This window comes from Actinomycetota bacterium (genome assembly GCA_040755895.1).
Lineage (GTDB): Bacteria > Actinomycetota > Aquicultoria > Subteraquimicrobiales > Subteraquimicrobiaceae > Subteraquimicrobium.
Genome location: JBFMAG010000070.1, coordinates 1 through 4,064 on the forward strand (window position 1 = coordinate 1; position 4,064 = coordinate 4,064).

Consider the following 4,064-nt stretch of genomic DNA (forward strand, 5'->3'; position numbering starts at 1 on the left):
ATTTGAAGATTACGGGAAGCTTTCTCACCGCACTCTGGAGGAGATGAGAGCTGGGGAGCGGGTTGAAGTCGATCCACGCAAACGTCATCCCATGGATTTTGCTCTCTGGAAAAAGGCTAAGTCCGGCGAACCTTCCTGGCCCAGTCCTTGGGGAGATGGGAGACCCGGTTGGCACATCGAGTGCTCAGCCATGTCCCTTAAATACCTGGGCATGGGCTTCGATATTCACGCGGGAGGTCAGGATCTCATCTTTCCCCATCATGAGAATGAAATTGCTCAATCAGAAGCTTATGCGGGTACAAAACCCTTTGTGAGATATTGGTTGCACAATGGATTTTTAAGCATCGAAAAGGAGAAGATGGCCAAGTCCTTGGGCAATGTGATATTGGTAAGGGAAATTTTGGGGAAGACTAAGACCCCCTACGGGTCTGCAGGACGTCTGGGAAAATACAATCCCAATGCACTACGTCTGCTTTTTCTTGAGCACCATTATAGGAGCCCAATCGATTTCACCTTCGATCGGCTTTCCGAATCCACCGAGGCCTTTGAGAGGTTAGAGAATCTCCTCGGGGATATTGATGATGCCCTTGAGGTCTACTCGGTCTCATCGACATCGCAAATAAAGACTGGCGAAGATGTATCTCGAATTGTTTCTGAAGCCAGAGCAAGATTCGAGGAGGCAATGAACGACGATTTTAACACCGCCGCGGCGTTGGCCGTCTTATTCGAACTGGCAAAAGAAGCCCATATCTTGCTGCAGAATTTTAAAGCCAATCCCACCGTCGAAGCAAGGGATTTGCTGATCGAAATCCGAAAAATCTTCATGGAGCTCGGGGAGGTATTGGGATTGGAATTTGGTTTATCCATCATCCAGGAATCGAATATTAAACTTCCTAGGATTCAAGAGTTGCTTAAGTTGCTTCCGGAGAAGATGGTAAACGACCTCCTTGATCTCTACTTTGAGCTATCTCAAGAGCCCAGTGCGAAAGAAACCAGGGAAAGATTGAAGGAGGATTTAACCGAAATCCTCAACACAATTTTGGATGTGCGAAAGCGAGCTCGAGAAAGAAAGGATTGGAAGACTGCTGATAGCATCCGAGAGAGGTTAAATGGGGTGGGCATAGAGGTACGTGATGTGGACACGCCCAAGGGATATAAATGGAAGTTCAGCTTTCAGAGAGTGATCGATATATATGAGCGAAGTCGTTGAGGGAAGAAATCCCGTTTTGGAAACCCTTCGCGGAAAGAGAATAGTGGAAAAGATTCTCCTCGCCGAGAATCTAAAGGATTCCAAAGTCCTAACGCAGATCAAGGAAATCGCAAGGAGACGGGGAATACCCTTAATTTCAGTAAGCCGCAGGGAACTCGATTCCATTGCTTCTCTTGGGGCTCATCAGGGTGTGGTCGCTTTCATCGAGCCCTTTTCCTATACTCCCTTTGATGTTTTCCTTTCCACTTTAGATCAAACACCCGAACCCATCGTTCTTCTCTTGGATGGAGTGGAAGATCCTCAAAATTTTGGCTCTCTCCTGCGCTCTGTGGATGCTGCGGGAGTGAGCGGCGTAATAATTTCCAAAAGGCGTTGTGTGGGAGTCACACCGGCGGTATGTAAAGCATCCGCGGGAGCGGTGGAACACGTTCCCATAATACAGGTGAGTAATCTGCCCTACGCCATCGATAAACTTAAAAGAGAGGGATTTTGGATTGTTGGGGGAGTCGCTGAAGCCGAAAAGAGATACTTTGAGACAGATCTCGCCGGGAAGGTGGGTCTGGTTTTGGGGAGTGAGGGGAGAGGAATTTCCCGGTTAGTTCTCGAGAAGTGCGATTTTTTGGTGAGCATTCCCATGCATGGGAAAATTTCCTCCCTCAATGTTGCCATAGCCGGGGCTCTTTTGATGTACGAGGCCAGAAGACAAAGAATAAGCCATAAATGATAATGACGTCTTTGTGAAACAAATGGGTATATAAATTAGTAGACTCGCCAACTCTCTAAGAATCTATTTGAGAGTGGCTACGTAGCAAAGACCAGGTTTCCTTGACGCTCGTTAAGCACCTAATATATAATTGGTTTAGACTTCGCCTTTTGCAAACGCCATGGAAAGGGTCCAAATCTGTTTGGATTAACCTTCCTTGGGAGGCGATGTAATTGCAAGCCTATCCGAGACATCATCATAAGCGTGATTCTTCGGTTTTTCAGGGCTTAGATGATCATAAACTAGTTGCATCTGCTAGAGAGGGAAATGATTCCGCACTCGAATTTTTACTCGATAAATACAAAAACTTCGTTCGGATAAAGGCAAGGTCCTATTTCCTCATAGGCGCGGACAAAGAAGATTTAATTCAGGAAGGCATGATTGGATTATATAAAGCCATAAGAGATTTTCGTTCCGATAAGGAATCCTCCTTCAGAGCTTTTGCTGAGCTTTGTATCACCCGCCAAATGATTACAGCCATTAAAACGGCCACGAGACAGAAGCACATCCCACTGAATTCATACATCTCTCTAAATAAGCCCATGTATTACGAGGATGAATCGGATCGAACTTTGGTGGAAACCCTCTCCGGCTCGGAAGTAACAGACCCCGTGGAATTGGTGATCAGTGGCGAGGAACTCAAAAGCATCCGTTCTAGCTTCGGAGAAATATTGAGCGATCTCGAAGCGGAAGTTTTAAGATTATACATTGATGGGAAATCCTATCAGGAAATCGCCGAGGAACTCAATAGACACGTAAAATCCATCGATAATGCCCTCCAGCGTGTGAAGCGAAAAGTAGAACTACATTTAAGACGCAAAATAATGTAAATCAAAAAAATTCCCCGTTTTCTCCCCTTTTTAAATCGTTTTGATACCACCAACCCAATTTCTGTAATTTTCCTGAAGACCCCACCATTTGCAATTCCATCAATAAATATCCCTATTTCCAGGAGAAAATTCCCTCAAAGGGATTCTTCTCGATAACCAGTCTGTTCGCCTTGGAAAATTTATGGTCACGATGCTTATTTTGTTGAGTTTTACTTTCGACCAAAGATTTTTCATAGATGGAGCCTCAGAACTTTCTTGGCGACAGCGGTTGAAGGAACGCGTTCTTTTCCTATTTTGCTTGCACAAATAGGAGCTGCGGTAATCAAACGTGATGATGAAGGAAATCTTAGCTGCTTTGACAGCCGACATCAGCTTTTACTTCTCTTATCCAAAGTGGTCGCGGGGCTTCTACCTGGACTCAACTGGAACGCACCCAAATAAGGAAGCTCACTTGGCATATGTTAAACTGAAGAGAATGTAATCCAGTCTGCCAAGGTGGTGGGTTCCGAAAGGCGAATCACCAATTGTTAGAACGCTATCGGTAAAAGGCTTTACTTGGTCAAAGATTTGTCTTTATGCTAAACTCAAATTGAGGCTTTACTTCGTGAGGCTTTACTTCGCGGTAAACTTAGAATATATGCCGGCGTAGCTCAGCGGAAGAGCAGCTGATTTGTAATCAGCAGGTCACCCGTTCGAATCGGGTCGCCGGCTCTTATATTCTTCCAGGTCAGAGCCAGTCTGCTGATGCAACTCAGCTCTCTCTCGCCCGAGATTGCATCATTTTCTAACAAATTTCTAACAAATGCTAGGGAACTACCAGTTTTACTTGCGGAAAAGATAGTCTCATCCAATCTCTTTGCTGCCTCGTTGTGGTAATCCGGTAGAAGATGACCGTATCTGTCAAGCGTTGTTTGGATTAAGGCATGCCCCAATTGCTGCTGCACATACTTAATGTTTTCCCCCTGGTGGATGAGCAAAGAGGCATAGGCGTGTCGAAGATATTTTTTGTGATTTGTTTTGTGATTTGAATACGCGCAGATAAATTACATAATCCTGGGAACCGACCTTTGCGTAAATCCTTTCCGGTATTTCCGTTTCTCCCTTCTCTACATAGATATCGAGACCCTTTACGATGTCACCCGTTTTCTTGAGAACGACACCGAAATGTTTAATTTCTCCCTCGGTTTTATAGACAGAACCCCTATAAACTATTTCTTCCGGTGCTCTCAATTTGGTTGTACGATAGTTTATCCACCATAAT

4 protein-coding genes and 1 tRNA gene are annotated in these 4,064 nt (G+C 45.0%); 4 read left to right on the forward strand and 1 reads right to left on the reverse strand.

Annotated elements, in window-relative coordinates:
• From AB1466_03335 to AB1466_03350, 4 genes are all read left to right on the forward strand, one after another.
• The coding region (locus tag AB1466_03335; GenBank protein ID MEW6189131.1) for a DALR domain-containing protein at positions 1-1,210 on the forward strand (1,210 nt) is incomplete at its 5' end.
• Positions 1,194-1,934 carry a 23S rRNA (guanosine(2251)-2'-O)-methyltransferase RlmB gene (gene rlmB / locus AB1466_03340; GenBank protein MEW6189132.1) on the forward strand — a complete coding sequence of 247 codons (741 nt, stop codon included), beginning with the start codon at positions 1,194-1,196 and terminating at the stop codon, positions 1,932-1,934. The genes AB1466_03335 and rlmB, both read left to right, overlap by 17 nt.
• Before the next feature lie 212 nt (positions 1,935-2,146).
• Positions 2,147-2,803 (forward strand): RNA polymerase sporulation sigma factor SigH, encoded by a 657-nt coding sequence (sigH, locus tag AB1466_03345; protein ID MEW6189133.1) that lies wholly within the window; start codon positions 2,147-2,149, stop codon positions 2,801-2,803.
• Between the two features lie 639 nt (positions 2,804-3,442).
• Positions 3,443-3,514 (forward strand) — tRNA-Thr (locus AB1466_03350).
• Between the two features lie 237 nt (positions 3,515-3,751).
• Here the strand turns inward: AB1466_03350 and AB1466_03355 are convergent.
• On the reverse strand, positions 3,752-4,064 hold a 313-nt coding region (locus AB1466_03355), incomplete at its 5' end, for a hypothetical protein (GenBank protein ID MEW6189134.1).